The 25307-nt window shown below is 55.2% G+C and carries 20 protein-coding genes and 5 tRNA genes; 14 read left to right on the forward strand and 11 right to left on the reverse strand.

The window, feature by feature from the left end; genetic code table 11:
• Positions 1-109: 109 nt before the first annotated feature.
• Together pbpG and folD are read right to left on the reverse strand one after the other, a co-directional pair.
• Entirely contained in the window at positions 110-1048 is a 939-nt protein-coding gene (pbpG, locus tag KVG88_RS13550) for a D-alanyl-D-alanine endopeptidase (protein WP_150705453.1), read from the reverse strand.
• 237 nt (positions 1049-1285) lie between these two features.
• On the reverse strand, positions 1286-2140 hold the full coding sequence (gene folD / locus KVG88_RS13555) for a bifunctional methylenetetrahydrofolate dehydrogenase/methenyltetrahydrofolate cyclohydrolase FolD (RefSeq protein WP_150705454.1): 855 nt from the start codon (positions 2138-2140) through the stop codon (positions 1286-1288).
• 274 nt (positions 2141-2414) lie between these two features.
• On the opposite strand from folD, the gene KVG88_RS13560 reads away from it, so the two are divergent.
• The 12 genes from KVG88_RS13560 (at position 2415) to KVG88_RS13615 (ending at position 12845) form a co-directional block, all read left to right on the forward strand.
• Positions 2415-2491 (forward strand) — tRNA-Arg (locus KVG88_RS13560).
• Between the two features lie 32 nt (positions 2492-2523).
• Positions 2524-2599, forward strand: a tRNA-His gene (locus KVG88_RS13565).
• Between the two features lie 57 nt (positions 2600-2656).
• A tRNA-Leu gene (locus tag KVG88_RS13570) sits at positions 2657-2741 on the forward strand.
• Between the two features lie 78 nt (positions 2742-2819).
• Positions 2820-2895, forward strand: a tRNA-His gene (locus KVG88_RS13575).
• A gap of 401 nt (positions 2896-3296) precedes the next feature.
• Positions 3297-4607: a trigger factor gene (tig, locus tag KVG88_RS13580; protein WP_150701222.1), complete on the forward strand. Its 1311-nt coding sequence runs from the start codon at positions 3297-3299 to the stop codon at positions 4605-4607.
• A gap of 93 nt (positions 4608-4700) precedes the next feature.
• Positions 4701-5336 carry an ATP-dependent Clp endopeptidase proteolytic subunit ClpP gene (gene clpP / locus KVG88_RS13585; RefSeq protein ID WP_150701223.1) on the forward strand — a complete coding sequence of 212 codons (636 nt, stop codon included), beginning with the start codon at positions 4701-4703 and terminating at the stop codon, positions 5334-5336.
• A gap of 112 nt (positions 5337-5448) precedes the next feature.
• The gene (gene clpX / locus KVG88_RS13590; RefSeq protein ID WP_046032565.1) at positions 5449-6732 is read left to right on the forward strand and encodes an ATP-dependent Clp protease ATP-binding subunit ClpX; all 1284 of its coding nucleotides are present in this window, start codon (positions 5449-5451) and stop codon (positions 6730-6732) included.
• Between the two features lie 161 nt (positions 6733-6893).
• Positions 6894-9290 carry an endopeptidase La gene (lon, locus tag KVG88_RS13595; protein ID WP_150701224.1) on the forward strand — a complete coding sequence of 799 codons (2397 nt, stop codon included), beginning with the start codon at positions 6894-6896 and terminating at the stop codon, positions 9288-9290.
• Between the two features lie 149 nt (positions 9291-9439).
• Positions 9440-9712, forward strand: coding sequence for an HU family DNA-binding protein (locus tag KVG88_RS13600; protein WP_002552737.1), 273 nt, complete (start codon positions 9440-9442; stop codon positions 9710-9712).
• A gap of 53 nt (positions 9713-9765) precedes the next feature.
• Positions 9766-9840: transfer RNA gene (locus tag KVG88_RS13605), tRNA-Leu, on the forward strand.
• Positions 9841-9945: 105 nt separating this feature from the next.
• Positions 9946-11817, forward strand: coding sequence for a SurA N-terminal domain-containing protein (locus KVG88_RS13610; RefSeq protein ID WP_150701225.1), 1872 nt, complete (start codon positions 9946-9948; stop codon positions 11815-11817).
• A gap of 200 nt (positions 11818-12017) precedes the next feature.
• Positions 12018-12845 carry a DUF2242 domain-containing protein gene (locus KVG88_RS13615; RefSeq protein ID WP_217871724.1) on the forward strand — a complete coding sequence of 276 codons (828 nt, stop codon included), beginning with the start codon at positions 12018-12020 and terminating at the stop codon, positions 12843-12845.
• 329 nt (positions 12846-13174) lie between these two features.
• On the opposite strand, the gene KVG88_RS13620 is transcribed toward KVG88_RS13615, so the two are convergent.
• Together KVG88_RS13620 and KVG88_RS13625 are read right to left on the reverse strand one after the other, a co-directional pair.
• Positions 13175-14215, reverse strand: coding sequence for an AraC family transcriptional regulator (locus KVG88_RS13620; RefSeq protein WP_217871725.1), 1041 nt, complete (start codon positions 14213-14215; stop codon positions 13175-13177).
• A gap of 3 nt (positions 14216-14218) precedes the next feature.
• Positions 14219-15349, reverse strand: coding sequence for a nitrilase-related carbon-nitrogen hydrolase (locus tag KVG88_RS13625; RefSeq protein ID WP_217871726.1), 1131 nt, complete (start codon positions 15347-15349; stop codon positions 14219-14221).
• 480 nt (positions 15350-15829) lie between these two features.
• On the opposite strand from KVG88_RS13625, the gene KVG88_RS31345 reads away from it, so the two are divergent.
• Entirely contained in the window at positions 15830-15964 is a 135-nt protein-coding gene (locus KVG88_RS31345; protein WP_437179943.1) for a hypothetical protein, read from the forward strand.
• 345 nt (positions 15965-16309) lie between these two features.
• Here the strand turns inward: KVG88_RS31345 and KVG88_RS13630 are convergent, their stop codons facing one another.
• The 7 genes from KVG88_RS13630 to KVG88_RS13660 all read right to left on the reverse strand — a co-directional run bounded on the left by KVG88_RS13630 (position 16310) and on the right by KVG88_RS13660 (position 24071).
• The gene (locus tag KVG88_RS13630; protein WP_225933977.1) at positions 16310-16468 is read right to left on the reverse strand and encodes a hypothetical protein; all 159 of its coding nucleotides are present in this window, start codon (positions 16466-16468) and stop codon (positions 16310-16312) included.
• 162 nt (positions 16469-16630) lie between these two features.
• A complete protein-coding gene (locus tag KVG88_RS13635) occupies positions 16631-16951 on the reverse strand; it encodes a hypothetical protein (RefSeq protein ID WP_217871727.1) in 321 nt (106 codons plus the stop codon).
• A gap of 271 nt (positions 16952-17222) precedes the next feature.
• Positions 17223-19229, reverse strand: coding sequence for a TniQ family protein (locus KVG88_RS13640; RefSeq protein ID WP_217871728.1), 2007 nt, complete (start codon positions 19227-19229; stop codon positions 17223-17225).
• On the reverse strand, positions 19226-20194 hold the full coding sequence (locus tag KVG88_RS13645) for a TniB family NTP-binding protein (protein ID WP_217871729.1): 969 nt from the start codon (positions 20192-20194) through the stop codon (positions 19226-19228). Before KVG88_RS13645 ends, KVG88_RS13640 begins: the two co-directional genes overlap by 4 nt.
• Positions 20181-22040, reverse strand: a complete 1860-nt coding sequence (locus KVG88_RS13650) for a TnsB C-terminal domain-containing protein (RefSeq protein ID WP_217871730.1) — start codon at positions 22038-22040, stop codon at positions 20181-20183. Before KVG88_RS13650 ends, KVG88_RS13645 begins: the two co-directional genes overlap by 14 nt.
• Entirely contained in the window at positions 22027-22668 is a 642-nt protein-coding gene (locus KVG88_RS13655; RefSeq protein WP_217871731.1) for a hypothetical protein, read from the reverse strand. The genes KVG88_RS13650 and KVG88_RS13655 overlap by 14 nt, the downstream gene beginning before the upstream one ends.
• 722 nt (positions 22669-23390) lie before the next feature.
• Positions 23391-24071 (reverse strand): hypothetical protein, encoded by a 681-nt coding sequence (locus tag KVG88_RS13660; RefSeq protein ID WP_217871732.1) that lies wholly within the window; start codon positions 24069-24071, stop codon positions 23391-23393.
• A 344-nt stretch (positions 24072-24415) separates the two neighbouring features.
• Here KVG88_RS13660 and KVG88_RS13665 point away from each other — a divergent pair, with 344 nt between their 5' ends.
• Positions 24416-25267, forward strand: a complete 852-nt coding sequence (locus KVG88_RS13665) for a hypothetical protein (RefSeq protein WP_217871733.1) — start codon at positions 24416-24418, stop codon at positions 25265-25267.
• Positions 25268-25307: the final 40 nt, after the last annotated feature.

The raw sequence follows: 25307 nt of genomic DNA on the forward strand, positions 1-25307 counted from the left end.
GCTTCGCCAGCTGCTACGAATGAATGCGGCAATGTTGAAAGGACGGATCTGATCGTCAATGCAGAAAAGCCCCGAATGTTCGGGGCTTTTTCATGTGTTCACAGCAAAGTTACTTCGACGCTTCAACCACGCCGCTCTGGCGCTGCTTGAGGTTCTTGTCGGCCTTGTACTGCAAGGCTACGGAAGGCACATCCGCGCTCTTGCCGCTTTCTACCCAGTTACGCATGCGCGTGGCATCGGCAAAGTGGGTGTACTTGCCATAGGCGTCAAGGATCACCAAAGCCACCGGACGGTTACTCATGCGCGTCACCAGGACCAGGCAGTGACCTGCTTCGTTGGTGAAACCGGTTTTTGTCAGCTGGATATCCCAATCCGGCTTGCGGACCAAGTGGTCGGTGTTGCGGAAGCCCAGGCTGTAGACGGGTTTGCGGAACGTAACGGTTTTTTCCTTGGTCGTGCTCAATTCGGTCAACAGCGGGTACTTGTGCGCGGCGATCAACAGTTTACTCAAGTCGCGAGCGGTCGAAACATTGCGCGCCGAGAGGCCCGTGGGCTCGACGAAATGGGTGTTGGTCATGCCCAGAGCCCGAGCCTTGGCGTTCATCGCTGCAATGAACGCGGCGTAGCCACCCGGATAGTGGTGGGCGAGGCTCGCGGCGGCGCGGTTTTCCGATGACATCAGGGCAATCAGCAGCATTTCCCGGCGCGGCAGTTCACTCTTGAGTTTTACTCGCGAGTACACACCTTTCATTTCCGGTGTGTCGCTGATGTTGATGTTGATGTATTCATCCATGTTTTGCCGGGCTTCAACCACGACCAGGCCAGTCATCAGTTTACTGACCGAAGCGATGGGGACGACTACGTCCGGATTGCTGGCGTAGATAACTTTGTTGGTCTGCATATCCAGCAATAAAGAGCTGCCGGAGGCGAGTTTGAGTTGCGAGGTGTCTCGAGGCGCGGCGGTGGTTTCGCCAGCGCTGGCGATTGGCGTGATGAAAGTCCCTGTAACTGCAAAAACTAGGCTCAGGATGGAAAGACGGATTTTCACGCTGGCAGACTCATAAAGTGTTGATAAGCCGTTTTGTAACGGGCTATTACCTAAAAAGCGCGACATTCTGGAGTATGGCTGAATAACTGTCGATGGTTGTTCAATGAACAGGTGAAAGTGCCGGTAAACATGAAAAAAAAGTTATTTTCCGGCGGATGGTCGCCCTTTGTTGCGGGCAAAAAGAACCCCGCCATGGGCGGGGTTCCTTGAGTCGCGTTTTACCTGCGCAGTGAACACTCAGCCATGCAGGGTTTCGGCGGCGTACAGCGTGTTTTCCAGCAGGCAGGCGCGGGTCATCGGGCCGACGCCGCCCGGCACTGGAGTGATCCAGCCGGCACGGGGCAGGGCGGTTTCGTAGATCACGTCACCAACCAGCTTGCCGTCTTCCTGGCGGTTGATGCCGACGTCGATGACGATCGCGCCTTCCTTGATCCATTCACCCTTGACCAGGCCAGGTTTACCGGCGGCAACGACGACCAGGTCGGCACGACCGACGTGGCCTGCCAGATCCTTGGTGAAGCGGTGGGTCACGGTCACGGTGCAACCGGCCAGCAGCAATTCCATCGCCATCGGACGGCCAACGATGTTGGAGGCGCCAACGACCACGGCATCCATTCCGTACAGATCGGCTCCGGTGCTTTCCAGCAGGGTCATGATGCCTTTTGGGGTGCACGGGCGCAGCAGCGGAATACGCTGGGCCAGGCGGCCGACGTTATAAGGGTGGAAACCGTCGACGTCTTTGTCCGGGCGGATGCGCTCCAGCAATTTGGACGCGTCCAGATGCTCTGGTAGAGGAAGCTGCAACAGCACGCCATCAATGGCGGGATCGTCATTCAGGCGATCGATCAGATCGGCCAGCGCTTCTTGAGTGGTTTCGGAAGGCAGGTCGTAGGCTTGGGAAAGGAAGCCGACCTCTTCACAGTCTTTACGCTTGTGCGAGACATAAACCTGAGAGGCAGGATCGCTGCCGACCAGGATCACCGCGAGGCCCGGCGTGCGCAGACCTTGCTGGCGACGCTCGGTGACGCGTTGGGCGATCTGCTGGCGCAGGCTGGCGGCGATCGATTTGCCGTCGATTAGTTGTGCAGTCATTGCGCGTGATTAACCATCGAGAGGGGGAAAAAAGAGAACGCATTCTCGCATGTCATGAGGTGAGGGCAAAGGCGCTTGGTCTGCAAATTCCTCTAACCCCTTTAATTAAATGAATTTTTTTTAAAAAGGATTTGACGACCTCCGGGGGGCTCTATACTATTCGTCGCACTTGTCGGGCACAGCCTAGCACTGGTTAAGAAGGTCGAGCGGAATCACGGTTCTGCAAGACTGAAAAGCACTTAGTTTGTAGTCCTTCAAGGGTACAGCTAACAAGGCGCCCGTAGCTCAGCTGGATAGAGCATCCGCCTTCTAAGCGGATGGTCGCAGGTTCGAGTCCTGCCGGGTGCGCCATTAGGCAGCTTTGGCACAAGTAGCGCAATATGGTGGGCGTAGCTCAGTTGGTAGAGCACGGGATTGTGACTCCCGTTGTCGTGGGTTCGATCCCCATCGTCCACCCCATATTTCGAAAGGCGCCAGATTAACAGTCTGGCGCCTTTGCTTTAAAAGCTTCACTCCGCGGATGTGGTGGAATTGGTAGACACACTGGATTTAGGTTCCAGCGCCGCGAGGCGTAAGAGTTCGAGTCTCTTCATCCGCACCAAATAAAGCTTCAGTCCTGTCGATTGGCAAGGTTGGAGTTCAACGAAGAAGTTGTTTGGCTTCTTTGTTACGCAATATGGTGGGCGTAGCTCAGTTGGTAGAGCACGGGATTGTGACTCCCGTTGTCGTGGGTTCGATCCCCATCGTCCACCCCATATTTCGAAAAGGCGCCAGATTAATAGTCTGGCGCCTTTTTTGTTTCAGCGGTTTGAGTATCCAGCGGCTGCAGGTTGTGGGTCGCAGGGCAGGGCGTTTCGTCGTATTTGTATTTCTCGATGATGCCGCAGTGCCCGCCGACCTTGCTTGCAAGATCGGCTGTCAGGGGGATGCCTGGCAACCTCTTCTATATAAGGAAGGGTTGGCGCAGAGCCTTGGCGTGATTGGCTGTATTTGCCACTGGGGCGAAGTGCATTCGTGCATTCGCACCTATAAATTGCCTGCTGCTTTTTTACCCGTTTTCAGTGGGGTGACTTCTTGAGTTTGACCCACTAGAATGCATGCCCTTGATTCTGGGGTCGGAAACGGCCGGCTAACGTCTGTGCAACGAGGAATATCCATGCAAGTTTCTGTTGAAAATACTTCTGCTCTTGAGCGCCGCATGAGCATCACCGTGCCGGCTGAGCGCATCGAGACTCAGGTCAACAAGCGTCTGCAGCAGACTGCCCAAAAGGCCAAGATTGCTGGCTTCCGTCCAGGCAAAGTGCCAATGAGCGAAATCAAGCGTCGTTTCGGCGCTGAAGCTCGCCAGGAAGCGGTAGGCGACGTAATCCAGTCTTCCTTCTACGAAGCTGTTGTCGAGCAAAAGCTGAACCCGGCTGGTTCGCCTTCGATCGAGCCAAAATCCCTGGAAGCAGGCAAGGACCTGGAATACGTAGCCGTATTCGAAGTGTTCCCTGAGTTCACCGTTGCCGGTTTCGAAGGTATCACCGTAGAGCGCCTGAGCGCTGACGTGACTGATGCCGATCTGGACAAGATGCTGGACATCCTGCGCAAGCAGAACACCCGTTTCGAAGTGGCCGATCGCGCTGCCCAGAACGAAGACCAGCTGAACATCGATTTCGTTGGCAAGGTCGACGGTGAAGTGTTCGCTGGCGGTTCCGCCAAAGGTACTCAGCTGGTTCTGGGTTCCGGCCGCATGATCCCTGGTTTCGAAGACGGTCTGGTTGGTGCTAAGGCCGGCGAAGAGCGCGTTCTGAACCTGACCTTCCCAGAGGACTATCAGAACCTGGACCTGGCTGGCAAAACCGCCGAGTTCACCGTTACTGTAAACACCGTTTCCGAGCCAAAACTGCCAGAGCTGACCGAAGAATTCTTCGCTCAATTCGGCATCAAGGAAACCGGTCTGGAAGGCTTCCGCACCGAAGTTCGCAAGAACATGGAGCGTGAACTGCGCCAGGCGATCAAATCCAAGGTCAAGAATCAGGTAATGGACGGTCTGCTGGCCACCAACCCGATCGAAGTGCCTAAGGCTCTGCTGTCCAACGAAGTTGACCGTCTGCGCGTGCAGGCTGTTCAGCAGTTCGGTGGCAACATCAAGCCTGACCAACTGCCGGCCGAACTGTTCGAAGAGCAAGCCAAGCGCCGTGTAGTGCTGGGTCTGATCGTGGCTGAAGTGGTTAAGCAATTCGACCTCAAGCCTGACGAAACCCGCGTTCGCGAGATGATTCAGGAAATGGCTTCGGCTTACCAAGAGCCTGAGCAGGTTGTGTCCTGGTACTACAAGAACGACCAGCAACTGAACGAAGTTCGCTCGGTTGTGCTGGAAGAGCAAGTTGTGGATACTGTTCTGCAGAAAGCTAGCGTGACCGACAAATCGGTCTCTTACGAAGAAGCAGTCAAGCCGGTAGAAGCTCCACAAGCCGACTGATCGTTTTTGCGGTAAGAAGCACACACCATAAGCCAGCTCTCGAGCTGGCTTATGCGTATTCAAGACATAACTATTTGGGAGTGACTGCAGAGCATGTTCCGTAATTCGTATATTCAGCAGAACTCTGATATCCAGGCCGCAGGCGGCCTGGTCCCGATGGTTGTCGAGCAGTCCGCTCGTGGCGAGCGCGCCTACGACATCTACTCGCGTCTCCTCAAGGAGCGAGTGATCTTTCTGGTTGGTCCGGTAGAGGACTACATGGCCAACCTGATCTGTGCGCAACTGCTGTTCCTTGAAGCGGAAAACCCGGACAAGGACATCCATCTCTATATCAACTCCCCGGGCGGTTCGGTAACGGCTGGCATGTCGATCTACGACACCATGCAGTTCATCAAACCCAACGTGTCGACCACCTGTATCGGTCAGGCGTGCAGCATGGGCGCTTTCCTGCTGACGGCTGGTGCTCCTGGCAAGCGTTTCTGCCTGCCTAACTCGCGTGTAATGATTCACCAGCCACTGGGCGGTTTCCAGGGCCAGGCTTCGGATATCGAAATCCATGCCAAGGAAATCCTCTTCATTCGTGAGCGTCTCAACTCGTTGATGGCCAAGCACAGCGGGCGCACCCTTGAAGAAATCGAGCGCGACACCAATCGCGACAATTTCATGAGTGCAGAAGCCGCGCGTGAATACGGGCTGATCGATGAAGTGATCAACCAGCGCCCCGCTTAAAATAAGCAGCTCAAAATAAGGTGGGTCGGCACGTCCGATCACCGGCGGGCTTGAAAAAGCCCGCAATAGCCTTCATCTTGTGTTGCAAGCCTATCGGATTTGGATCGAACGAATGACTGACACCCGCAACGGCGAGGACAACGGCAAGCTGCTCTATTGCTCCTTCTGTGGCAAAAGCCAGCATGAAGTGCGCAAATTGATTGCCGGCCCCTCGGTCTTTATCTGCGACGAGTGCGTTGACCTGTGCAATGACATCATCCGCGAGGAGGTGCAGGAAGCACAGGCAGAGAGCAGCGCGCATAAATTGCCTTCGCCTAAAGAAATCAGCGGCATCCTTGATCAGTATGTAATCGGTCAGGAACGTGCGAAAAAGGTTCTGGCCGTAGCGGTGTACAACCACTACAAGCGCCTGAACCAGCGTGACAAAAAGAATGACGACGTCGAACTCGGCAAGAGCAACATCTTGCTGATCGGCCCGACAGGCTCGGGTAAAACCCTGCTTGCCGAAACACTGGCCCGCTTGCTGAACGTTCCGTTCACCATCGCCGACGCAACCACCCTCACCGAGGCGGGTTACGTGGGTGAAGATGTCGAGAACATCATTCAGAAGCTGTTGCAGAAGTGCGATTACGACGTGGAAAAGGCCCAGATGGGCATCGTCTACATCGATGAAATCGACAAGATTTCGCGCAAGTCTGACAACCCGTCCATCACCCGGGATGTTTCCGGTGAAGGCGTGCAGCAGGCCCTGCTCAAGTTGATCGAAGGCACGGTCGCTTCCGTTCCGCCACAAGGTGGTCGCAAGCATCCGCAGCAGGAATTCCTGCAGGTCGACACCCGTAACATCCTGTTCATCTGCGGTGGTGCGTTCTCTGGTCTGGAAAAGGTTATTCAAAACCGTTCCACCAAGGGCGGCATCGGTTTCAACGCGGAAGTGCGCAGCAAGGAAGAAGGCAAGAAAGTCGGTGAATCCCTGCGTGAAGTCGAGCCTGACGATCTGGTCAAGTTCGGTCTGATCCCGGAATTCGTTGGCCGTCTGCCGGTCCTGGCTACGCTGGACGAGCTTGATGAGGCTGCTCTGATGCAGATCCTTACCGAGCCGAAAAATGCCCTGACCAAGCAATACGCCAAGCTGTTCGAGATGGAAGGTGTAGACCTGGAGTTCCGTACCGACGCGCTCAAGTCGGTTGCCAAGCGCGCGCTGGAACGCAAGACCGGCGCTCGTGGGTTGCGCTCGATTCTCGAAGGTGTGTTGCTCGACACTATGTATGAAATCCCCTCGCAGTCTGAGGTGAGTAAAGTAGTGATCGATGAAAGCGTTATAGAAGGCAAGTCCAAGCCACTGTATATCTACGAAAACAGTGAGCCTGCTGCCAAGGCCGCGCCAGACGCTTAAGCGTCACGCAGTCGGTAGAAAGAAGGGGCCTTCGGGCCCCTTTGCTTTTTCCAGGTTTTTACACAGTCTTTGTGCTTGTTTTTTTTGAAGGCTGCCCCCATCTTGGTTTCAAGCTTACTTCCATCTGTTTCCGGCCATATGGCCGCCGTAGAGGCGAAATCATGAAGACAACCATCGAATTGCCTCTCCTGCCATTGCGTGATGTCGTTGTGTATCCGCACATGGTTATCCCGCTGTTCGTGGGGCGCGAGAAATCCATCGAGGCTCTCGAGGCAGCGATGACGGGCGACAAGCAGATCCTTCTGCTGGCTCAGAGAAACCCTGCTGACGACGATCCCGGTGAAGACGCGCTTTATCGCGTGGGTACGATTGCTACCGTCCTGCAGCTGCTCAAGCTGCCTGATGGCACGGTCAAGGTTCTGGTCGAAGGCGAGCAGCGGGGCGCCGTGGAGCGCTTCAGCGAAGTGGACGGCCATTGCCGTGCCGAAGTCTCGTTGATCGACGAAGTTGATGCGCCAGAGCGCGAGTCGGAAGTGTTTGTCCGCAGCCTGCTGTCGCAGTTCGAACAATATGTACAGCTGGGCAAGAAAGTCCCGGCTGAAGTCCTGTCTTCGCTTAACAGCATCGATGAGCCTGGGCGCCTGGTCGACACCATGGCCGCGCACATGGCGCTGAAAATCGAGCAGAAGCAGGAAATCCTCGAAATCATCGATTTGTCGGCCCGGGTCGAACACGTTCTGGCGCTGCTGGATGCCGAGATCGATCTGCTGCAAGTCGAAAAACGCATTCGCGGTCGCGTCAAAAAGCAAATGGAGCGCAGTCAGCGCGAGTACTACCTGAATGAGCAGATGAAGGCCATTCAGAAAGAGCTCGGCGACAGCGACGAAGGGCACAACGAAGTCGAAGAGCTGAAAAAGCGTATCGACGCCGCCGGCCTGCCGAAAGACGCGCTCGCCAAGGCGACGGCCGAACTGAACAAGCTCAAGCAAATGTCGCCAATGTCCGCGGAAGCGACCGTGGTGCGTTCGTACATCGACTGGCTGGTTCAGGTGCCTTGGAAGGCCCAGAGCAAAGTGCGACTGGATCTGGCGCGTGCAGAAGACATTCTGGATGCCGACCACTATGGTCTGGAAGAAGTCAAAGAGCGGATTCTCGAATACCTCGCCGTGCAAAAACGCGTGAAGAAAATTCGTGGCCCGGTGTTGTGCCTGGTCGGTCCTCCGGGTGTGGGTAAAACCTCGCTGGCGGAGTCGATTGCACACGCCACCAACCGCAAATTCGTACGCATGGCCTTGGGCGGTGTACGTGATGAAGCGGAAATTCGTGGTCATCGCCGGACGTACATCGGTTCGATGCCAGGAAGATTGATTCAAAAGATGACGAAAGTCGGTGTTCGCAACCCATTGTTCCTGCTCGATGAAATCGACAAAATGGGCAGCGACATGCGTGGCGATCCGGCCTCGGCATTGCTTGAAGTGCTCGATCCGGAACAGAACCACAACTTCAACGATCACTATCTGGAAGTCGACTACGACCTGTCCGATGTGATGTTCCTGTGCACCTCGAACTCCATGAACATTCCGCCGGCGTTGCTGGACCGGATGGAAGTGATTCGCCTGCCTGGCTACACCGAAGACGAGAAGATCAATATCGCCGTGAAGTATCTTTCGCCGAAGCAGATCACTGCCAACGGTTTGAAGAAAGGCGAGCTCGAATTCGACGAAGAAGCGATCCGCGACATCATTCGCTACTACACTCGCGAAGCCGGTGTGCGTGGGCTGGAGCGCCAGATTGCCAAGGTCTGCCGCAAGGCGGTCAAAGAGCATGCACTGGAAAAACGTTTCTCGGTGAAGGTCACTGCGGACGATCTGGAACACTACCTGGGCGTGCGTAAATTCCGCTACGGCCTGGCAGAGCAGCAGGATCAGATCGGTCAGGTGACCGGGCTGGCGTGGACGCAAGTGGGCGGCGAATTGCTGACCATCGAAGCCGCTGTCGTACCGGGTAAAGGCCAGTTGATCAAGACCGGTTCCCTGGGGGACGTGATGGTCGAATCGATCACCGCAGCCCTGACCGTTGTGCGCAGCCGTGCGAAGAGCCTGGGGATTCCCCTGGACTTCCACGAGAAGCGTGACACGCACATCCACATGCCGGAAGGGGCAACGCCGAAAGACGGCCCTAGCGCCGGTGTAGGCATGTGCACGGCACTGGTGTCGGCATTGACCGGGATTCCGGTGCGTGCGGATGTGGCCATGACGGGTGAAATCACCTTGCGTGGTCAGGTGCTGGCAATCGGTGGTTTGAAAGAAAAACTGCTCGCTGCTCACCGTGGCGGAATCAAGACCGTGATCATTCCTGAAGAGAATGTTCGCGATTTGAAGGAAATTCCTGACAATATCAAGCAGGATCTACAGATTAAACCGGTTAAATGGATTGACGAGGTCCTGCAAATTGCGCTGCAATACGCGCCGGAGCCCTTGCCGGATGTAGCTCCGGAGATTGTCGCGAAGGATGAAAAACGCGAGTCCGATTCTAAGGAAAGAATTAGCACGCATTAGTACGTATTTGCCTGGGGGGCTTCCTTGACAGCTTTTTAGAGCCCTTGTTATAAAGCGGCTCTTAAGTGTCTGTAGGCCATTCAGCACTCGTTTTTGCTTTCACCAAAAAAACTTAGAATCAAACTCAAATAGATATAAGGGGACTTAGAGTGAACAAGTCGGAACTGATTGATGCTATCGCTGCATCCGCTGATATCCCGAAAGCTGCTGCTGGCCGTGCGCTGGACGCTGTAATCGAATCCGTCACTGGCGCTCTCAAGGCTGGCGACTCTGTTGTTCTGGTTGGTTTCGGTACTTTCTCCGTCACTGATCGTCCAGCTCGCATCGGTCGTAACCCACAGACCGGTAAGACACTGGAAATCGCAGCAGCTAAAAAACCAGGTTTCAAAGCCGGTAAAGCGCTGAAAGAAGCTGTCAACTAAGTTCGATTCAGGTTTTTGCCTATCCGGGTCGGGGTCATACCTGACCTGGCAGCGGAGCGGTAGTCCAGTCGGCAGGTCGCCGGTCCGAGACACCGAGGCTCGCAAGTTCGAGTCATCGGTCCGCTCCGTCAGTTACGAGAAGGCGCATCCTCGGATGCGCCTTTCTTCTATCCGGATTCTACCCACGCTCCACGGTTGCCTAATTTTGAAGTTCAACCGTTTATGGGGGACGCATGCTGCAGAATATCAGGGACAATTCACAAGGCTGGATTGCCAAGACCATTATCGGGGTCATCGTTGCACTGATGGCTTTGACCGGTTTCGACGCGATTTTTCAGGCCACGACGCACAAAAATGACGCGGCGAAGGTCAATGGCGAAGAAATCAGCCAGAACGAGCTGAGCCAGGCGGTCGATATGCAACGCCGTCAACTCATGCAACAGCTGGGCAAGGATTTCGATGCTTCCTTGCTCGACGAAAAAATGCTGCGCGAATCGGCTCTCAAAGGCCTGATCGATCGCAAGTTGCTGCTGCAAGGCGCACAGAACTCCAAATTCGCTTTCTCCGAAGCGGCTCTGGACCAGGTCATCCTGCAAACCCCTGAATTCCAGGTGGATGGCAAGTTCAGTCCTGAGCGTTTCGATCAGGTCATTCGCCAACTGGGCTACAGCCGTATGCAATTCCGCCAGATGCTGGCTCAGGAAATGCTGATTGGTCAGTTGCGCGCCGGTCTGGCGGGCAGCGGTTTCGTCACCGATGCACAGGTACTGGCTTTCGCCCGTCTGGAAAAGCAGACCCGCGACTTCGCCTCCCTGAACATCAAGGCTGACCCGACTTCGGTGAAGCTGACTGATGATGAAGTCAAAGCCTACTACGACGAACACGCCAAGGAATTCATGACGCCGGATCAGGTGGTCATCGATTACCTGGAGTTGAAGAAGGCTTCCTTCTTTGATCAGGTCAGCGTCAAGGACGAAGACCTGCAAGCGGCGTATCAGAAAGAAATCGCCAACCTGGCCGAGCAACGCCGGGCTGCGCACATTCTGATCGAAGTGAACGACAAGACCACCGAAGCACAGGCCAAGACCAAGATCGACGAGATCCAGGCACGCCTGAACAAGGGTGAGAAGTTCGAAGCCCTGGCCAAGGAGTTCTCTCAGGATCCGGGGTCGGCGAACAACGGCGGTGACCTGGGTTATGCCGGTCCTGGCGTCTACGATCCAGCGTTCGAAAAAGCGCTGTATTCGCTGAATAAGGATCAGGTTTCCGAGCCGGTTCGTACCGATTTCGGTTTCCACCTGATCAAGCTGTTGGGCGTGGAAGCGCCTGAAGTGCCGACACTCGCCAGCCTGAAAGACAAGCTGACCCGTGAGCTGAAGGCTGCACAGGTTGAGCAGCGTTTCGTCGAGGCAACCAAGCAACTGGAAGACGCTTCGTTTGAAGCATCCGATCTGGCTCAGCCAGCCCAGGACTTGAAGTTGACCGTTCACACCTCCGCGCCATTCGGCCGTGAAGGTGGCGAAGGCATCGCGGCCAACCGTGCCGTGATCACAGCGGCATTCAGCCCGGAAGTGCTGGATGAGGGTGCCAACAGCACCGCGATTGAGCTTGATCCGGAAACCGTGATCGTCCTGCGTGCCAAGGAACACCTCAAGCCTGCGCAACTGCCGCTGGAGAAAGTATCTGCGGCCATTCGTGTGCAATTGGCCAAGGAGCACGCCAGTGCTGCTGCCAAGACAAAGGCTGAAGAGTTGATTGCCAGCCTGCGCGATGGCAAGACGCCGCTGGACAAGGCGATTGACGGTCAGAACTGGAAAGTCACCGAAGCGGCGACCCGCGCTCAGGAAGGTGTAGACCCGACTGTGCTGCAAGCGCTGTTCCGCATGCCCAAGCCAGCAGGCAAAGACAAGCCGACGTTCAGCAGCGTGACCCTGGCGGATGGTAGCCTGGTGATCGTGCGCCTCAATGGTGTGAACGAAGCCGCAACGCCGACTGAAGAAGAGAAGGCTCAATACCGTCGCTTCCTCGCGTCGCGCGTAGGTCAGCAAGACTTCGCCGCTTATCGCAAGCAGCTGGAAAGCGAAGCGGACATCAAGCGTTTCTGATGTCCGACTGAGTTGAGTGTCACAAGAACCCCGGCCCCAAAGGCCGGGGTTTTTTGTTACAGGTGCAATGACATCCGCGTGGGACTTTTGCCAAATATTGCAGTCAACACAGCTGTAACTGTTTTAAGACACAATCGTTGCGCCGCTAAGCATCGATCTGTTGCACAATACGCCCCGAACCGTTTCTCTCAGGATGTTCAATGTTTAAATCATTTCCCATGCGGGTTGTCGGGCTGGCTTTGTTGCTGGCCGCTGCTGCCGGTTGTTCGTCGAAGAAAACCGCCATCTATGAGCATGAGAACTTCGACGATTCCGGTACGTTTTCCCGTAATTATCCGGTGACTGATTCGGCGTCTTGCGAGGCCGCTCGTCGGGCTTTGCTCAGTCAGGGCTACATCATCACCAGCAGTGATCCGAAACTGGTTAGCGGCCACAAGAGCTTCCAGCAGACTGGCGAGACCCACATGGAAATCAGTTTCAGTGTGGTCTGTGCCGAAGACGGCAGCGCTGGGCATCACGCCACCGTGTTCGCCAACGCTTTGCAAGACCAGTACGCCCTGAAGAAAACCAACAACTCTGCCAGCCTGGGTGTCGGTGTGCTGGGTTCGGTGTCGATGCCGATCGGTTCGTCGGACGACTCGATGGTCAAGGTCGCGAGCGAAACCGTTACCTCAGCCAAGTTCTACGAGCGTTTCTTCGCCCTGGTCGAACTGTTCCTGCCCAAAGAAGTGAAGGAAGCGGCGCACATCACCGAGAAACCGAAAACCGATCTCGGCGTCCCTGAGCCCAAGGCTGCACCGGCACCATTGGCCCCTGAGGCTGGCGCAGCACCGGCACCTGCAACAGATGCGGCAAAGCCTGCCGAAGTGTCGCCTGCCGCCTCTGAGCCGGTCGCACCGCCACCTGAGGCCGCACCGTTCACCACAGCGCCAGTGTCGGAACCTGCCCCAGCGACGGAAACCATCACGCCGCCGGCCAACCCCAGCGACATACCTGCACCAAGTGAGCCGATTCAAGCCATGCCTTGACGGGTCAGTAATATTTGCAAACATTGACCCGCATCAACCCAGGCCGCTGTTCTGCGGCCTGAATCATAAAAATCGCTGATAAATTCCTGACGCCCTGCTACGTTTTATTCAGTAGCGACGAAGTGTCGTGCCCGCGTCATTTTTCTTTCACACGGGCGCCTTAACCTCAGAGTCGCTGATCACTGCATCAGACGTTTATTCAACAGGCTGTGGGGGATTCAAAAATGGACGATTATCAAGAAGAGTTGCTCGAGTACCAGGCATTTGAACTGGACCCGCTGGAACCGGCTGAAGACGCTACCGAGCTGTAACCGTTGAGGATTAACGCTTCACGCTGATTGTCGATGACTGCGGCGAAACTCGCCGGGTGTCTGGCCGGTCCAGCGTTTGAAAGCGCGTTGAAACGCTTCGGCAGATGCGAAACCCAGCAGGTAGGCGATTTCTCCGAACGCCAGTTCGGTATCGCGAATGTAGGTCATGGCCAGGTCGCGGCGCGTGTCGTTGAGAATGGCGCGAAATTGCGTGCCTTCCTCAGCGAGTTTGCGGCGCAAAGTCCAGGTAGGCAGCTTCAGGCGTGCCGCCACTTCTTCCAGGTCGGGCTCCCGACCACCATTGAGCAACGGCCCCAGTAACTGTGTGATGCGTTCACGCAGGCTGCGGGTGCGTGTCAGTTGCTCCAGTTCCCGTTCACACAAACTCAACAAGTGACGCCAGGTGCTCGGGCAGTGCTCCGGGTTGCGCTGGGCGAGGCTGGCCAGGCTCAGGCGCAATTGATTGTGTTCGGCGCCGAACAGTACCGGGCAGTCGCCCAGCACGTGGTAGGCGGTGCTGTAGTCCGGTTCTTCGAATTCAATCTCGATGCGTTCGGCCTTCAGCGCGGCAGGGCTCACGCTGGACAATTGCTGTAACCAGCCGGCGATGATCGAATCCACCACGAAGCGGTTGTAGCCGTTGTAAGGGCTGATGGAGTAGAACCGCAGCCAAGCCCCTTGGGCATCCTCATGAAAGCTCGATTGCCCGCGATAGTTGGAGCCATACAGGGCTTCGAATCGAATCAGGCAGCGCGCCGCCTCGCGTACCGTCGGCGCTTGAGCGGCGGTAACCCCGGCCAGCCCGGCTTGACTCAGACGGCTGTGCAAACCCATGCGCAGGCCGAGTGCCGGGTTGCCGGTCAACTGAATGGCACCATGACCCAGGCGCATGTAGCGCGGGATCGAAAGACGGGCACCGGCTTCACTCAGCCGGGCCGCGTCCAGGCCGTATTGTTCGAGTAGCGGTTGCGGGTCTGAGCCGTGGCTGCGCACGGCATCGGCCAGGCTATGGACGAAGCCCACCGACAAATCGCCAAGACGCATCGGCAGCGGTTTCATGGTTTACAACCAGAGGTTCAGGAGGCGTGCACCGCGGGCATTGCCATCGGCGAAGTGCTGGCCGTTACTGCTGAGGAAACTTTGCCCGGCGCTGGGTTGATCCCAGAACTGACCGCGCAAAAACACGCTCATACCGGCGATGGCCTGGCTTGAAGGGGCTTGGGTGGTGAGGGTCAGGCGGTGCCAGGCCTGGCCTTCGCTCAGCTCTCCGGGCTTGAGGCTGACGGAACCGGGTGTTGACGAGCCCGTGTAGCCGCGCCACGGTTGATCCCAGGTGCCGCGGCCGATAACGAAAGCGGGGACGGCGACCAGTCGCGCCTGTTCAGCGTCGAGTTTGCGGTAGTTGTCCGGGTACCAGCTGTCGCTGCCGATCAGCACGCCCAAGCGCCCGGCCGGGGTATCGACGACGTTGAGCGTGCGCTCGCCGTTGGCCTTGATGAAGTCCTGTTGCTCAAAGACCGGGTGCATTTGGCGCTGTGGTTGACCGATGGGCAAACCGTCGCGGCCGAATACCACGCTGCTGTTGTATAACGCGCCGCGGCCGATTTTCAGCGTGCCGTCGATGATGCTCGGTTCGGGAAGGACGATGGTGCCGGCCACCAGTGTCACGTCGAATTCTTTCGCCAACCCGCCGAACAGCGCCTGGTAGTCCTTGGCCATGCCTTTGGCTTTCATCCGCAAGTGCGCGTCGTCCAGACGGCTGCCGCCTTCGGCGCCGATCAGTGCACGGACGAACTTCAGCGGATTGCTCACGGCCAGCCAGTTCATGGCTTCCTTGAGTGTGGTGGCTTGGTACAACTCGTCTTTTTCACCGCTGACCATCAGCCAGGTGCCGACATGCTCCGGCAGCACGACGATAGTTTTCTCGTTCAGCAAACCTTGCTCCCGGGCCTTTTGCAGATAAGCGGCGAGCTTGCGATGCAGGCGCTCGGGACTTTGATAATCGGTGGGAAACAGCTCGGGCTGGATGCCCAGCAGGTTACCCCGGTCGGCGGGCTGGCCCTGATCGACGGCTAGGTCGATCCGCAGGTCCGACAGGTAATGACCCACCGGGCGGTCTGCGGCCCACATGGCGTAGGTTGTCAGGGCGGCGAGTAACGCCATGGAGAAAGTCAGGTACAGAAGTTTGCGCATGGGAAAACAGTCAACGGCCGTGTGCAGGGTCGTGGAATTGCTCTGAAAATTGAATTAAGGGTACGGTAATATAAGGGGTTAGAGAGGATTTTTCTTTAGCGCCGAGATTTTTTTGTCGTTGAAATAGGAATTTTAGCCGCGTAGGTCACTGAAGTACGAATTAGGCCCTGTAGAAAAAGTGCCTATGCGAGGCTTATCCCTACCGGACCCAGTTGTTCGGGCATGTGGAGGGAGGTGCGCCATGGCGCAGCGTCGATCTCGATCTCAAGTTCACGATCAATGGTATCCGCAAGTACGAGCAGAGCACCTATTACGGCGGTCGCTGGAAATCTGAGTGCAATAGTTGGATAGACATGCTGGCCGGGCTAAACCTGCGACCAGGGCACAAACGAGTGGCGTGGAACTCGACCTCATCTCCGACATGATCCTTACCCAGCGAATGATCTACGAGTTCCCAACCTAATCACCAAAACCGTTTTGATGATCGGTGATGCCGACATTGCCGACATTGCCGACATTGCCGACATTGCCGCCATCGACAGTGACAATGCATCAACTAAGATCAAGGCGATGATCGGCGATTGCCATGTCCTAGACAAGCAGGCAGGCACTTGATTCCGGGGGGATGTTGATCGAGTTTGCAGGCAAAGGTAATGCCGCGGATGGTAGATTCCGCGCGTTTACAAGGTGCTGCTTGAAGAGCTGAGCCGCATTTAAGACAATAGCCGGTGAAATAAAAGCATAACCCCAAAGGTTGGCACTTCAGGGGTTTATGTTACCGGTGTCCCAGTATGTTTTCAGAGCGGTGTTTCTCAATTATGTCGATTCGCGAAACGTCACTGAAGCTGCAGGACGGCGTCTCGAAAAGGGCTGCGGGAGTGTAGGGCAAGGCGGGCCATAAACCACCATCGATTGTGATGTGCAGGCAGGATTGCTGTTTTTGCCGTACAGGGATTTCGTTCAATGCAACTGAGGTTTACGCCCACCGAGGGTTTGGTGTTGATATTCATAAACAGATGCAAGCAACACCGTTGCTTCGAGACGTAGCCTATCCACCTCTGCAGGCTGCTTTTTTTGCGTATCGTGGTAGCGGCGTAACGTCTGCATCTCAAGCGCCATCAATGGCTCGCCTCCAGTGATCTTGTCGACCAGGCTTGGGTCTTCGCTGCTTTTTCTAGCCCTGCTCAGGGAGTCTCTTTTTCAGCGTAAACGGCTGGCCAAGTCACCTACTTGCCGTACTTCGTCAGGTCAAGTGTTTTTGAGCTTTCATAATCGAGGTAATTATCTATTAATCGCCGGAGCACCGAAATAATCGTCCTTGATGTCCAGGCCGAGGCTACCGTCGATTCTAGCGGTATGAATATCCTCGTTGAACAAATATTGAGTTCGCCGCTCCAGCTTGAGGTACGCCACTGTTTGTAAGATGCAATCTTCACATAGGTGCAGCTCATAGCGCTCCCCATCGTGGGTGCTGTCATAACCCCAATGTGCTCGAAGCGTTGCAAACTGACGCCCGTCACTTCTCACTCGTGTGGAGCATTGGCAAACATCACAAAGGACGTCAGTGACGGCCACCAGTTCGACCCTTCCGGTAATTTTCATCGCTACCTCCCATTACGCAACCGGAGCAAGCATTCACCGTAGGTTCTCCGTCGACCGAAGCGCTGCCCAACGCAGTACCGCGTATAGCTATCATTACGACTAGTAGCATAGAACTCGTGTCCACGGACGACTGTCGGCCAATTCTGTTGAAAAAGAACCTACTCTGTCTGGCCTGCAGCAAAATCTCTCCATCGGCCAGAAGGGAAGCACGCTGTATTATGGGATAGTTAACCCACTGCGTTAACTGTTAAGCTTTCGTAAGATCCAACGTTTAAAGGATCCCAGAACTGTAGGTCCGGTAAAGCCTCACAGGTCGTTCGCGTATGTAGTTAGCGATCGCATTATCTCCCTCTTCTCTTTCGACCACTGCTACGCCACTAATATAGTCCGGGTGGTCGGCTGCCAATGGCTGGATTTTCCCAAGCTCCAGTAGTTCTGAAATGACGGTTACCGATACGTGCTTCGTCGAAGAAAGAAGGTTCAGTGTGGTGTACTTCTTAAAATGTCTGTCGATAATTGTGGCCGCTTCGACAGTAACGTAAGTGTTGTACAACGATACGCTTGGGACAAACCCGGTCTTGATGAATTGCGAGTGTATCAAATGGGTATCGCATCCAGTTGCTGCCTTCACTTCCTGAACCGAGACATATCCTGTACGCCAAGCGATTGCCTCCCGCAGGCTTTTGGTGGTGCAATATGGCCTGCCTGCGCTATTTCGTATTTGCTTCGGCGGTACAACTACAAATTCCAGTATTCCCAAGTTACGAAGGGCTCTAACATCCTTGACGTCGACGTTTAGTTGTCTCGCCGCCTCCCCAAAAGTCACATGGTCGCCGAAATCTCCCGTTGCCTTGATGATAGAAACCGCCTGCCTATCCAAGAGGCTGCGTAGCTCTTCCGAAAGGTGCTTGCGTTGATATACCAACAAACCGCGGGCATAGAGTGTTGTACGTACAACAATGTGCACTAGGCCGTAAAGCAGGTTACGCAATTTTTTGGCGTTTTTTAATCCGCTTCTTCTCGCAATCTCCTCTCTCAAAACGTACTTGTCATTAAAGGCTTTGATTGATTCTAATGTAGTAGCGAGCCCGACGGGAGTGTTGAACTTGAAGCCTTTCAATAGCCCAGTACTAATAAGGCGTCGAATGGTTTGGGGTGTGGTTTGAAGTATTTCCGCAGCGTTCTGGTGGCTCATTAACTCAAATTCGAGTTGTGGTACAGGCGGCTCATCCACCGTTTCCCACTGGATATGCGGGAATGTATATAATGATCTGCAGAGGTCGGGGCATTGGTAAGCCCGTTGCCTCACGGTGGGATCCAGATGTGGGGAGCGAATGCAACGGTGATCACTTCGCAGCAACGCGGCACGTTCCCCCGAGGTGAAAATGAAGTTGAGTTCGCGGGCGCTGAATCTCAATTCTCCGCAGCGGCAGTCTGCGGCATGGCTGTAGGGTTTGGACTGGCAGGTATTGTAAAAGTACTCTTGAGCGAACCTGCTCAACGTGGGGTCCGGACTCAAGAGAAAAGGCGCCAAAAGCGCCCGCCGGTGCAGGCTCGGGAGCTGCCCTTGCAACTTTTCCATTTCAAGAAAAAAAGCTGCCTTATTGCCGGTCGCAATATTGACGCAGCTCGCTATGAGTTGTGAACAAGATTCGGGGGCGCGGCCGAAACGCACAGCTTGAATACTGGCTAACAACAACTGGAAAAATTCCTGGTTTCCTTCGTCCAAAGCGCGGCTGAGTAACTCGCTCGAGCGTTTGCTCGACAAGTTCAAAGGAGCTTGCCGTAAGTCAAATGTGCATGGACAGTGATAGTCGTGTAACCGAAGCCAGTCGATTGGTTCCCTGCATTGGGGGCAGTGCTCGAGATACCGTTCGCCGTGTACCGGACAAGTGTCAGAAAAACGAAAGGCATGCAGACGGTCTAGGAACCCATCACGGGCGCACCCGGGACACAGTGCCAAGCGGTCTCTTAGTACTGCCTGGGGAAAGGCGACTCCGGCAATTTCGACATGGGTGCGCGTTCCATACAGAACGGGGTGGTGGAAGCTGTTTAGAAGGTCCGCCTTCTCATCTGGTTCGAGTAAAGAGTGATTGCTGAGCAACTTGCAGACGGAGGAGTCTTTACATTGGGGATTGACGAAATTGCGCAGCTTGAGATGTGTCCACGCAGAGAAAACGCGCAGCGTCTGAAATCCATTGCCGGTTGCGCAGCGAAATAGCAGAGAAATGACACTTTCCCTAGGTTTGGGTAGGGGGAAAAAGACGAGCTTGTTCATCGTGCATTTTCCTTCTTCTTTTCTTTCCGCTTCGCGGCGTCGGCGAGGCTTTTTTTTAAGGCGCTGGTGGACATCTCGAAGGGATTCAAGGTGACCAGTTTCGACGTTTTCACCTGCTTAGCGGCGATGACAAAGTCCGAAAGCAGCAATAGGCGATCGTCGCGCTGCAGCGCATTCGCCAACGCCGCACACAATGTGTTTGCCAAGGCTCTAAAATTCCCCTCCGTCTGCAGGTAGAACGCAAGAACCATTTTTTCATCGGTCACCGGGGGTATATCGTTGAAGCCCATTGTGGTTTTGAGCTCAGTGGCAAAGGCACGAAGTACGCGCGTGTACTCGTTCCAGCCTTCCGGGGTAGCCAATGAGAACGGTCGTAGGCGTGCACGGTAGGGAAAGCGATCCGATAAAGCAGCGCGCTGGTTGATGATCGCTTCACAATCGGGGTCTCCGATCAGAAGGACTGCTTGTTTGAATACATCGGTCAGGATCTTTACGAAATTCGCTGCGTTATTGATGGCAGTATCCGAACCGCTTCGGAACAGGTGCGGCCACTCATCAAGCACGAGAAGTTCGGTTTGGCAACTTTCAAGCACTTTAAAGAGCTGATATTCCAAGGCCTCTTGGGATTGCCGCGGGGGGAGCACGCAGAATTCCCTCAGCAACCGGGTCGTGAGGGCTTTGACCGTTGCGTCCCGAGGCACGCGACAGTAAATGACTGGCTTTATTTCGTGGATACCGTCCTCTAGCTTGATGCTGCTGGCAGCAGGGAACTCTGACATGAGGTGGCTACATAGGCGAGTTTTTCCCGTGCCTGAAAGGCCCAGTAATATTGCCCCGCTGTCCGCTCCCAGGATGCGCGTCGCCTTGATTGAACGGTGGAGTGTGTCCAGCGCCTCGCTGTACAGCGAATGGATCACCGTGAAGCCCTTGAACTGCTTGAGCTTCAGCTCATTATTCGAAATCATCATCGTCTCCTGACCTGAGTGAATAGGTCGAGAAGTCGCTGCTGTCTAACGACTCCGGCCCGGGCAGCACCGAGCTGTCTTCCTGCGCTATGCATTCGGGGTGGGCCTTGGAATGTTTGGCAGTCGCTTTACCCTTGTGTGATTGTTTGCAGGCTTCGATGTATTCGTTGAGCGCGTACAGTTTGATGCATGCAATATCGCCATCGAATCGGCGCTTTTCAGCGTTGAGTTGTTCCACCACGAGTTCATGCTCGCTGAGGGACAGGCCATTCTGGTAGTCAGGCCGGGTTGCAATGGCTGGGTGCCAATCCTGTGGCGTATTTGGGTGCGCGACCCAAACGGTTCCCAGGTCACAGGGGTTGAAATAAACAAGGGCTTGTTGCTTGGGTGCGAGCCGTTGGCGAACTTCGGGTAGTCCAGGGCCAAACCAGGTCAAATGCGACTTCGTCACACGGCCGCCGTCGATCCTCAGCCGCCAGACGCTCAGGCATCGCTGGTTTAACTCCTCTTCGCTGTACCGCTCGGCCGGCGGGGCGAGGGCGCTAAGCTGCGCTTTTTTCTCCGCAGGACTGGTGTGCAGTTCGTCGTGGCGGGTGGCATGGTAAGCGTCCAGCCACTGGGCAAAGGCGTTACGAAACTGCTCCAAGGTAAGGCAGGCGCGCAATATCGATGGGTAGTCACCGCGCTCGCGTGGTGAGCTTTTGGTGGTGCCCGGCAGGTTGTGACAAAAGCCGGTGTTCACCGTGCCGAAAAAACGCTCCATTATAGCTTTGGCGTCGGGATCACCGACGGGCACGTAATCGGGGTCGATGCCCAACGACTCGAACGTAGTAATGGCCCAGGTGTTGAGAACCTCCGAACCACGGTCCGTCACGATTCCGGCCATTTTGCCGTTTTTGACGATGGCACGGATGGTGGCGCGCATCATCTTCTCCGCGCAGGGTGCCCCGAAGGCAATATCCCAGCCGGAACACTCCCGATCGGCGGGGACTAAATGCGCAGACAAGATGGGGCGACCGGCGGGGTCGCCGGTGGAGTCTACGAGTATTACGTCCATTTCCTGGCTGTCGAACAGGGTGCAGGCGTAGGGATCATCGTCAACATACAGGTGACCGCTGAACTTGTTTAGCCGTTTAGCGGCTTTGGCCCCTTCACGCTCTCGCGCGACATAGTAGCGGTCCATGCACAACACCCGGCGCCGGAAGGTAGCGTATGACGGCATGCTGATGGGGGGCGCATCGAAGTGATGGCGCTCTTGGTTTTCCTTGGCAATGTGCCCTCTGAGCAGTTTGTAGGCGTGCATAAGCGACGGCCGCTCACGCCGGAGGTACACCGTCTTGATGTAATGCCGAATGAGCTCCTCGGTGGTTTCGGCCATCCGTTTTCGACGCGCGCGCAACGGCTTCCTTAGCAGCGCCAGCGGGTTATGGTTGCTGCGTAGGTAGCGTTGTTTCCACTGCCATAAGGTGGTGACGCCCGGTGGGTGTTCATCGCCAATTTTCGCCGCGACTTGGCGAATCATGGCCTTCGCTGCGATGCGCGGTAGCCTGCCACCCAGTTGCTGCAAGTTCGCCTGGACGTAGGCCAGGCGGTGTTGAAACTTGCTCCGCTGGGCACCGGTCAGGGACGTCAGCTGCGCCGCCGGACTGATGTCGATAGCTGCGCGTTGATGCAGTACCAACTGGCCGCGTTGTTCCAAGGAGGCAAACAAGTTGTGATCGAGAAAGCGCCGGTACTTGTGAATCAACGAGCACATGGCGATGTATCCAGCGTTAATGCTGATGATCTCGTAGACCTGGCTGTCGAGTTTGTATTGCGCGCCGACTTTAGGTTCACTGATGTGCATGGCCGCCTCCCACAATGGGCGTGTTTATGGTCAAGCGTTGGTTCAGATCAAAACTCAGCTGCCGATCAAACAACGCTTTGTAGAGTGCCCGTTCGCGAACCTCGGAGGGATGAGCGAGCAGCTCCCGCAGGGTCACCGGGTAGGACAGGGTCGGTAACAGCCGCAGGCAGCCGCCATACTCATCGGCGCTCACGTTGAAGGAGTGGAAATACAAAAATTTCAGATTTCTTAAGCGCGACGGCGGGCGGATGCTGGCGAGATCGGCCCGTGCCAGGTAACTGTTGGTTTCGCTCAGCTGCTGCTGGGCGGCGCGCAGCTTAGCCTTCCACAGCTTGGACATTTGCGAGAAGTCGACTTTGACCTCGGTGTAGTAATGCTCCTCCGAGGTCTCCACCAGAAAGTCGGGATGGTAGCGATGCAACCGCCCATCAATACGCAGCTCCAGCTCTCCGGGCTGGCTGCAATATCGGACGACCGCCGGGTCGTACTCCAGATGAATACAGTAGTCAGCTTCAAGCGTACTGTGGCAGACGACTTGTCCATGGATTTTGCGAGAAGGGAAGAACAACAGGTGCTTGCCGAAGGCGGCATTGACGGCTGGCCTGTGCAGCGCTGTTTGGTGGTCCATCGCGTACCTCCATCGAGAGTGGCTGCCTTCGCTTCTGGTACAACCGTGCGCGGCAGGTCCCGGCTAATGGGGTGTTGCGTCCCGACGTTGCGGGTCATGGCGTGTTTCCATGACAGAAAACCTATCGAAGCTCAGGTGACGACTTTTTAAACTTAAATAAGAGGGCCTACTCATGCTCTCGGCAGATAAAGGTACAACCGTCGCAACTGCGTCCCGCAGCACATTCCTTGGGCGTGCCGTGATGCGATCGAGTAGAGTCAGCTCCAGTACGCCGACCATTGCTGTGTGCCAGGTAAAGTGCATACTCTGCCGGTGCTTATCACCATGCTTGTTTCGAACTTCATGTAGCATCATTGGCCGGGACGGGAAGGTGTTCTTGTTCAACAGGATCAGAGGTGAGCGCGACTGTCATCAGCATGACTTGTAGTCGTTGCCATCTTCGTCGCCCGATGTGCGATCCATATAACACCGTATGCAATTGCTGCTGAGGCCCGTAGACGTCGCAGCAAGTACTGCTTTTGTCGTCCCTATTAGTCATATCCGTCTCCCGGTGTGTAGTGCTTCTCGACCTGAGGGTCGTGTTCCAACCAGATGCAGTAGACGGACTCCAGCACCGCCTCGCACTCCATCGAGCGGCCATTTTCAGCGATAGAACGTCTATGATGAATTTTTGGCGACGCCATGGAAGGGATCGCTGTGCCGGTCCGTCTTCGAGTTTCATTTCACCGGATGTAATGATCATCTTTCAAACTCCTGCCTCGCTGCGGATCGTTCTGCCGATGGGCGCGTTTACAATCTTGGAGATGAAGGTTATTAAGCCATTCTCGGTTCCGGTTACGAGGGGAGAGCGGGCTTACTTGACGATTGAATGTCTTGGCGGCGGGCTGATGTAACGAGGTGCGATTGTGAAAGAACTGAAACCAGTACGTGAGTAGCTTACGTAGCGAAGCTAAAGTCGAAGAAACTCTCGCAGACCGGTCCGTATTGCTTGTCTTTAACTCTTCTACTTCAGATCGATTCATTTCTCTAAAAAACCGTTCAACATGTACCTTCTGCAGGTAATGCATTGAGTTGCGGAATTGCACATCCACACCGTAACGTTTCAGCGGATCACCGATTATCCTAATCTCCAGCCCGGCGTCCAAGATGTAGCTGGGGCCGCGATTGCCAAAATGCCTTTCGATGATGCTCAAAGTGTGGAAAGCCCGTAGCAAAGGTGGAGAGGTCACTGAACGGAACGCCAGCTTCCGGCTCAGTCTATTTCTAGAAGCAGTATGAATTGCCACAGAAAGGTCAGCGGAGGCTTTGTTGTTCTTGAAACGCAGCAACTGCGTGTCGCTAGTGATCACGCCCTCGCCAAGGATGGTGTGATCACAAAGGTGAAAATCATGGATCGTGTTCATTGCAGGCACTCCCGTATACGTGAGGAGGACGGTTGTTTTCCTGAAGGTTACGAATCAGCCATTCCTACGAGCCTTAGAGCTCATCGTTATATATTGTAGAAATGTAGTTATTACCTAATAAGGTCGGTGGTAAGTCCGATATATATTGAGCTTTTTTACCGAAAAATTGGGTTCGGCTTGAAGGTCATAAACTATTCTTAAGATGGCTCTAGAATCGCACTTCGTGAGGGAAAAAGTTTGTGCATGCTTTCAGTAAACGCTCCGGGCGTGTGGGGACTCGGGAGTTTTAGGTCACTAAATTAAGCTGGACTTAACTCGTCCAGTGGAATGTCGGAGGGTGTGACATGCGCCATCCATTTCTTCGTGAGATCCAGAAACTCAAGGCGATGGTCTTTGGCTATACGCTTTTTTCCATCGCTGGATATGAGTCGAACCGTGACTTTGCCATGTGGTGTGATCGCTGGTGGCGAGCGCGACATCCCTATCTATCGGCCCGATCCAAACCCAACAGCAAGTGGTTTGATCTATTGAAAGGAGCCTGGCCACGCGACCCATGGCGCCGTGACCTGAAGAAAGACTTTCCCGCATTGAGGGTCGTTGAGGACAATCCGCTATGGACGGTACTTGCCTGGGAGGACTCCGATACGGCAGACATGTTCATTCAGCGGGTGCGTATGAACGGCTTGCCGCTTTTTCCTTTCAGCGAAAAGGGTATGGAGGCCCTTTGCGGTTGCCCCGATTGGACACGGCTGGCTTACCTGGTTGCGCTGTTGCGCACGCGCGATATGCAATACCTGATCCACCGGTTATGGCTGCGCAAGAATTTTTCCTGTTATGTAAAGCTCGTGTGTTTGACGACGCCGTGCTGTGCCTGTAGCTCAGAACTCTATAGACGGTTGCATGAGCTCTATCTTCTCGGCCAGCTTGGTAAAGTGGACCGCTGGCCGATGAACCTGCAAGCCTTCAACGAAGCATTGGAGCGACACAAACTGTTGTGGGGCATTCTGGAAAGAAAAAACTGGTTACATGAATGGGACGCCTTTGGTGTGACGATGCTCTGGCATGTAATGGCAGATCTTCAGTTAATTACTTCGCGATTGGATCAAGGCCCAAACGATTGTCCGCGAGGGATTTTGCAGCGTGTGCGCTCAACTCTCACAAAACACAGTGAAACTTTAATTAAGCTGATTGATTGACGCCGGGGCTGACTCGACAATGTTGCGCTATCTGCCTGAC

The sequence above is a fragment of the Pseudomonas azerbaijanoccidentalis genome, assembly GCF_019145495.1.
Lineage (GTDB): Bacteria > Pseudomonadota > Gammaproteobacteria > Pseudomonadales > Pseudomonadaceae > Aquipseudomonas > Aquipseudomonas azerbaijanoccidentalis.

Excerpts from the sequence above, each read along its gene's own strand:
- clpX (WP_046032565.1), top strand. The coding sequence starts at position 5,449 with ATGACTGACACCCGCAACGGCGAGGACAACGGCAAGCTGCTCTATTGC.
- KVG88_RS13620 (WP_217871725.1), bottom strand. The coding sequence starts at position 14,215 with ATGAAACCGCTGCCGATGCGTCTTGGCGATTTGTCGGTGGGCTTCGTC.
- lon (WP_150701224.1), top strand. The coding sequence starts at position 6,894 with ATGAAGACAACCATCGAATTGCCTCTCCTGCCATTGCGTGATGTCGTT.
- KVG88_RS13660 (WP_217871732.1), bottom strand. The coding sequence starts at position 24,071 with ATGAACACGATCCATGATTTTCACCTTTGTGATCACACCATCCTTGGC.
- KVG88_RS13635 (WP_217871727.1), bottom strand. The coding sequence starts at position 16,951 with ATGAAAATTACCGGAAGGGTCGAACTGGTGGCCGTCACTGACGTCCTT.
- clpP (WP_150701223.1), top strand. The coding sequence starts at position 4,701 with ATGTTCCGTAATTCGTATATTCAGCAGAACTCTGATATCCAGGCCGCA.
- KVG88_RS13630 (WP_225933977.1), bottom strand. The coding sequence starts at position 16,468 with ATGGCGCTTGAGATGCAGACGTTACGCCGCTACCACGATACGCAAAAA.
- KVG88_RS13650 (WP_217871730.1), bottom strand. The coding sequence starts at position 22,040 with ATGCACATCAGTGAACCTAAAGTCGGCGCGCAATACAAACTCGACAGC.
- KVG88_RS13615 (WP_217871724.1), top strand. The coding sequence starts at position 12,018 with ATGTTTAAATCATTTCCCATGCGGGTTGTCGGGCTGGCTTTGTTGCTG.
- KVG88_RS13610 (WP_150701225.1), top strand. The coding sequence starts at position 9,946 with ATGCTGCAGAATATCAGGGACAATTCACAAGGCTGGATTGCCAAGACC.
- KVG88_RS13640 (WP_217871728.1), bottom strand. The coding sequence starts at position 19,229 with ATGAACAAGCTCGTCTTTTTCCCCCTACCCAAACCTAGGGAAAGTGTC.
- KVG88_RS13655 (WP_217871731.1), bottom strand. The coding sequence starts at position 22,668 with ATGGACCACCAAACAGCGCTGCACAGGCCAGCCGTCAATGCCGCCTTC.
- folD (WP_150705454.1), bottom strand. The coding sequence starts at position 2,140 with ATGACTGCACAACTAATCGACGGCAAATCGATCGCCGCCAGCCTGCGC.
- KVG88_RS13625 (WP_217871726.1), bottom strand. The coding sequence starts at position 15,349 with ATGCGCAAACTTCTGTACCTGACTTTCTCCATGGCGTTACTCGCCGCC.
- KVG88_RS13645 (WP_217871729.1), bottom strand. The coding sequence starts at position 20,194 with ATGATTTCGAATAATGAGCTGAAGCTCAAGCAGTTCAAGGGCTTCACG.
- KVG88_RS31345 (WP_437179943.1), top strand. The coding sequence starts at position 15,830 with ATGATCGGTGATGCCGACATTGCCGACATTGCCGACATTGCCGACATT.
- KVG88_RS13665 (WP_217871733.1), top strand. The coding sequence starts at position 24,416 with ATGCGCCATCCATTTCTTCGTGAGATCCAGAAACTCAAGGCGATGGTC.
- tig (WP_150701222.1), top strand. The coding sequence starts at position 3,297 with ATGCAAGTTTCTGTTGAAAATACTTCTGCTCTTGAGCGCCGCATGAGC.